The 5,434-nt window shown below is 74.9% G+C and carries 5 protein-coding genes; 1 reads left to right on the top strand and 4 read right to left on the bottom strand.

Annotation, left to right across the window (positions count from 1 at the left end; translation table 11 throughout):
• From VGR37_23260 to VGR37_23275, 4 genes are all read right to left on the bottom strand, one after another.
• On the bottom strand, positions 1 to 1,086 hold a 1,086-nt coding region (locus tag VGR37_23260; GenBank protein HEV2150338.1), incomplete at its 3' end, for an acyl-CoA reductase.
• A 12-nt stretch (positions 1,087 to 1,098) separates the two neighbouring features.
• Positions 1,099 to 3,186: a hypothetical protein gene (locus VGR37_23265; protein HEV2150339.1), complete on the bottom strand. Its 2,088-nt coding sequence runs from the start codon at positions 3,184 to 3,186 to the stop codon at positions 1,099 to 1,101.
• A gap of 167 nt (positions 3,187 to 3,353) precedes the next feature.
• On the bottom strand, positions 3,354 to 3,851 hold the full coding sequence (locus VGR37_23270; GenBank protein HEV2150340.1) for an RsbRD N-terminal domain-containing protein: 498 nt from the start codon (positions 3,849 to 3,851) through the stop codon (positions 3,354 to 3,356).
• Between the two features lie 80 nt (positions 3,852 to 3,931).
• Positions 3,932 to 4,675 carry a CPBP family intramembrane glutamic endopeptidase gene (locus tag VGR37_23275; GenBank protein HEV2150341.1) on the bottom strand — a complete coding sequence of 248 codons (744 nt, stop codon included), beginning with the start codon at positions 4,673 to 4,675 and terminating at the stop codon, positions 3,932 to 3,934.
• Between the two features lie 142 nt (positions 4,676 to 4,817).
• Between VGR37_23275 and VGR37_23280 the strand changes: the two genes are divergently transcribed.
• Positions 4,818 to 5,243, top strand: a complete 426-nt coding sequence (locus VGR37_23280; protein ID HEV2150342.1) for a BON domain-containing protein — start codon at positions 4,818 to 4,820, stop codon at positions 5,241 to 5,243.
• The last annotated feature ends 191 nt before the right edge of the window (positions 5,244 to 5,434 follow it).

Genomic DNA, 5,434 nt, shown 5'->3' on the forward strand with positions numbered 1-5,434 from the left:
GGCGTGCAGCTCCACGCCGCTCCCGGCGAGCTGCGCGAACTCGGCCTCGCCGCGGAGCTGGCGGATCGCCGAGGCCTCGCTCCGGGCCAGCGTCCCCCGGGGGAGCTCCCGCTCCGCCGCCTGCATCGCCCCGGCGAGGAGGCGCGCCCACTCGCGCGGCTCCACCGCGCCGCCCTCCTCCACGTAGAACAGGTGCGGCGAGACGCACCCCTGCTGGTCGAAGGTGCTGGCGTCCAGCGCCGCCGCGGCGGCCAGGCGCGCGGCCTCCTCCGGGTCCCCCAGCGCCTCCCGCCCCACAACCCCGAAGGAGAGCCGGGGCCCGTACACCAGCACCCGCGTCCCCGGCGGGGTCCCCGCGCGCACCGAGGCCACCGCCTCCGCCCCGCCGTACACGACCACCGCGTCCGCCATCCCCAGCGCGACCCGCTCCAGCGCCTCGTCGCCCCCGGGCCAGTAGGTCACCGCCAGGCACTCTCCCAGCTGCGGGTCCTCCTCTGCCACGCCGCGGGCGAAGAGCGCGGGGAGGAGCGGCTCCCCCACCGCCATCTTCCCCAGGGTGGCCGCCTTGACCAGGAGCGAGCGGACCAGCGAGGTGACCGCCACCCCGGGGACGTTGCCGCTGAACACGTGCACGGCCACCCTCGGCCCGAAGGCGCGCACCCGTCCCGGGGCGTGGCGCCGCGGGCGGAAGCCGTCCAGCACCCGCGGGTCCTCCAGCTCCGAGCGGAGCAGCGCGCGGAGGCGGTCCTCCCGCCACTCCGGCGCCATCCGGTCCAGCACCCGGCGCACCATCGGCGCGGAGTAGCCGGTGATGCGCGGGAGCGCCGCCTCCGCAGCCCGGCGCAGCGGGTCCCCGGCGTCCTGGAGCCGCGCCGCCACGCGGTCCACCACGCGCACGACGCGCTGCACCGGCAGCTCCGCCAGGTAGCGGTCGCGCGCCACTGCCAGCGCGTGCACCTGGCGCCGCAGGAGAGCCGCGTCCAGCCGCGGGACGCGGAGCTGCAGCGCCTCCTCGCCCTGGCCGTACGGCCACACGGAGGTGGGAGGATCCGGCAGGGTGGGGAGGTGGTACGCGTCGATCTTCACGGCCTTCTTTCCCTACAGGAAGTCCCAGAACTCCGGGCGCGTCTCCACGACCAGCTCCCAGCGGCCGCCGGCGCCCAGGCCGCGGGCCAGGTCCACGCGGAGGATGTCGTAGAAGATCCCCAGCCCCGCCCCCACGGAAGCGCGGGCACCGTCGCCGGGGGCGTCCGGCCAGCCCTGCCACGGGCCCTCGCCGAAGGGGCGCCTCGTCCACCCCGCCGCGCCGAAGACACGGCCGCGGAGCCAGGGGGCGGCCAGGTCGGCGGAGGCGGTCGCGCGCGTCAGGGCGAAGCGGTCGCCGGCCAGCGAGCGGAGGTCGTACCCGGGGATCGTCCCCCGGCCGCCCAGGTAGAAGAGTCCCTGCACCGGGACGCTTCCCGAGGCGAAGCCGGTGGAGCCGCCCAGCTCCAGCGCCGCGTCCCGCGGAGTCCAGCGGCGGATCCACCCCGCCTCCGCCCAGGACCGGGTCCAGCTGCGGCCGGTCCCGGTCATCGCCCCGCGGACGTCCCATCCGCCGGGATCCATGGTCGCGATCTCCGAGCGCAGCGCCAGGCTCCAGCTCCGGCCGGCGCCGGAGGCGCCGCTGCGCTCCAGCCCCAGCGAGGCGGCCAGCACGGCGCCCTCGTCCACCGGGCGCACGGGGCGGAACCGGCCGAACACCGAGAAGTCCGAGGCGAGCGCGGCGGACTCGTGCTCCTCCAGCCGCACCCCGGCGCCCAGCTTCCAGCCGGGGCGGAGGGCGCGCTCGGCGGAGAGGCCCACCCCGCTCGTGTAGTACGGGTCCGAGTAGTCTTCTCCCGCGAGCAGCGAGGAGAAGGTGTTCAGCACCCCCGAGGCCACCGGGGAGACGCCCAGGTCACGCGGTGTGTGGAGGTACCCCGCGGCGGTGAGCTCCATGCGCGGGCGGCGCACCTGCACCTCCGCCTCCGCCAGCGGGTGCTCCGCGCCGAACGCCCAGCCGCCGCGGACGCGCGCCGTGAGGGCCTCCGAGGGCCGCAGCGCCACGCCGGCTCCCACCACCGCCCCCTCCGCGCGGTTGTAGCGCAGGACCTCGGAGGCGGTCCCCACGTCCAGCCGCGAGGCGGGGAGCCCGCTCAGCATCCGCGCGCGGGCCAGTGCCATCGCCTGCCGGCGCACCTCCGCCAGCTCCGTGTCCGGGCCGATCCCCTCCTCCCGCAGCTCCTCGTACAGTCCCCGCTCGAACGCGAATGCCTCCCGCTGCGCCCGGGGGACCGCCACCACCTGCGGGCCGCGGAAGAACTCGTCCGGGATGGGGTCGTTGAAGCGGTAGTTGGAGACGCGCATGGTCCCGCGGATGACGCCCCCGGCCGGGAAGTCCAGCTCCGGGAGCTGCCGGCGGATCTCCACCCGCTGCTGGTTGGGGAGCCAGTAGCGCTCCTTCCAGAGCCCGTTGTCCAGCGAGATGTTGATGTAGTCCAGGTAGCGGTCCACGTACGACGACGGCGTGAAGGTGAAGTCCATCCGCACCAGGTCGCCGCGCCGCTGGTCCACGAACACCGAGCCCAGGAACGCCGGCTGGCCCATGTCGCGCGGGCGCACCTGCAGCTCGTACACGCGCACCGGCTCCCCCGCGCCGGGGAGGCGGATGGAGAGCGAATCCGCCACTCGGTAGGTGTAGAACCGCTCGGCCCCCGGGGCCGCCGGGTGCAGAACGTCGCGCACCTCGTCGCCGTCGCCCAGGCGGATCCGGTCGCCGAAGTTGTCCTGCACCACGCTCAGGTGGTCCAGGTGGTAGTTGATCCGGGTGGGGAGCTTTTTCTCGTCGCGCAGGCCCACGATGCGCTGCTTGGAGAAGGCGGGCGCCTTCCAGAACACGTCCAGCGCCACCTGGTCGGTCTTGACCAGCGTGCGCTCGCCGGTGTCGCGGCGATCCAGGTAGAAGTACACGTAGCCGCGCGCGTCCGCCCGGTAGCTGGCGAGGGCGGTGTCGGCGCTGGTCTCCGCGCGCCGCTCCTGGGCGCGGCGGACCAGCTCCATCGCCCGTGCGCCGTCCCACCCGGCGGCGGGGCGTGCCGGCTCCTGGGCCACCAGCGCGGGCGCGAGAAGGGAGGTCCCGAGGATGAAAAGCAGCGGTCTGGTCATGGCGTCGAAAGGGATTCCCCGGGGTCCGGAAACGCGTCCGGGCCCGGCCGTGGCGGCCCGGACCCGGACGGTCCCTGTCTCTCCCGGTTCTGTCTGCGGCTCTCGGCCGGAGCGCGCCCCGGCGGCCGCGCTCTGCTACCCGCCGGTCCCCCGCGGGATCCCCCGGCTCAGAGCGCCGCGTCCCTCGCCGCCGCGCGGCGCTCCAGCATCCGCGCGTCCGGGTTCAGGAAGGCCCGCAGGCTGACGAGCACCACCCGGTCGATCATCCCGTCGATGACCTGCATGGCCGCGAACGCGCCTTCCGGCCGGGTGCCCACTGCCGACAGGTGCGTCCAGATCGCCCGGCGGAACATGCTGAGCTCCGCCACGCTCTCCGCGACGTCGTAGCCGTCCACCCGCCGCCCGAAGCCGTGCACCGCCGCGAAGTACTCGGCGTCCGCCCGGTTCCGGTTGAACTGCAGGCGGTCCACGATCGCGTCGAAGAGCTGCGGGACGTGGTCCAGGAGGATGGGGTCGGGCAGCGCCCGGCCGGCGACCACGGCGGCGTTCTCGCGCACCCGCTGGACCCACTCCAGGAGGATCGCCTCGCGTCCCGCGCGCAGCACGGGAAGGACGTCTCCGACATCCTTCACTTCGATGTCGTACAGCGAGGCACCGATGTTCATGCGACCGGCTCCGGGTGGGGCGCCACGGCGAGGGAACCACTGATGCAAGCTAACACCGTGGCGCCGCGCGGGACAGCGCTTCAGCGGCCGAGCATGAAGAGCAGGAGGAAAACGTCGTAGAGCGCGTGCGTCCACGCCGCGATCCCGAAGCCCCTCACCAGGAAGAGCGCGCTGAACGCCAGCCCCGCGAGGAAGCGGAAGGTGAAGGACCCGAGCTGCCAGGGGTCGCCGTACGGGCCGATGTAGTGGAAGGCGGAGAAGGCCAGCGCCGAGAGCAGGGCGGCGAAGACGCCCGAGCGGGTGCGCGGCAGCCCGCCGGAGCGGAAGAGCAGGAAGAGGCCGCCGGCCAGGAGCACGCGGAAGACCAGCTCCTCGTAGATCCCCGCCCCCAGTGAAAGGACGATCCCCTCCGCGAGCGGGAGCGACGCCAGCGTCCCCCCGTCCGCCGCGAGGCGCACCCCCGCGCCCTCCAGGACCCACTGCGTCGCCGTCCCCACCACCACGCCGAAGAGGAGCGCGTAGACGGCGCTCTCCGCCATCATCCCCGCGAAGACCCGCCCCTCCACCCCCCGCATCCGCTTCCGCCGCCACTCCGCCACGACCACCACCCCCGCGACCGCCACCAGGAAGGCCGTCAGCGCGATGGTGTCGTGCAGCCCGCCCGTGGCGAGGAGCGCCCGGAGGAGCACGTCCGCCCCGTTTCGCAGCGGCGCCTCCGAGGTGGCGGAGACCCACGCCGCCCCCGCCTCGTACAGCAGGAGGAGGGGGATCGCGAATAGCAGCGAGTACGTCTGCGTCCGGGAAAGCTCGTAGTAGCGTCGCATCGGGCGGGTGCGTGGGCTCCGGCGTGTGGCCTGTGGATTGCGAAAACGGGGTGCGTCCGCGCGGACGGCGCCGCCGTCCGCCCAGGGAACTACGGCCACGGCGCCGCAGCGGTTTCGGCCGGCGCAGGGAGGCGACCGGTCGATGCTGAAACGTACGGCGAGAGCGCCGTGGAGGGGAGCGGGGCGCGGGAGAGGGGCGCTGCTGGCCTGCGTGCTCGCCGCCACCGCAGGGTGCGGGGTGCTGGGGCGGAGCCGCACGGTGCGGCTGGACCCGGTGGAGGTGACGAGGATCCAGAGGGAGGTGGAGGCCCGTCTCGTCGCGGAGCCAGTGATCGACGCGGCGCAGATCCGGGTGGAGGTGCTGGGTGGGGGCACCGTCGCGCTGCACGGCCCGGTGAACGGCTTCGGGGCTCTGCAGTGCGCCATCGCCAACGCCAGCCTGGTCCGGGGGGTGGAGAACGTGGTCGACTTCATGGTCCTCCGTCCCGGGCCGAGCACCGTCCGCTGCCTGGCGCCGAGGTCGCTCTCCGCCGTCCCACCGGCGCCGTCTCCCTCTCCGGAGGCGTGACCGCGGGGGGGAGAGTCGTTAGATTCTTCCCCCGGTCCGCCGGACCCGTGCGACCCGATCCACCCTCCCCGGAGGCCCCCCTGTCCCGCCGTGCCAGGCGCCGCCCCGCTCCGCGCCCCCCCACCCGCCGGCCCTCCCGCCGCGCCGGGGGGAAGAAGCGCGGGACCGCCCGCCGCCCCGCCGCCTCGCTG

The organism is Longimicrobiaceae bacterium (genome assembly GCA_035936415.1).
Taxonomy (GTDB): Bacteria; Gemmatimonadota; Gemmatimonadetes; order Longimicrobiales; family Longimicrobiaceae; genus JAFAYN01.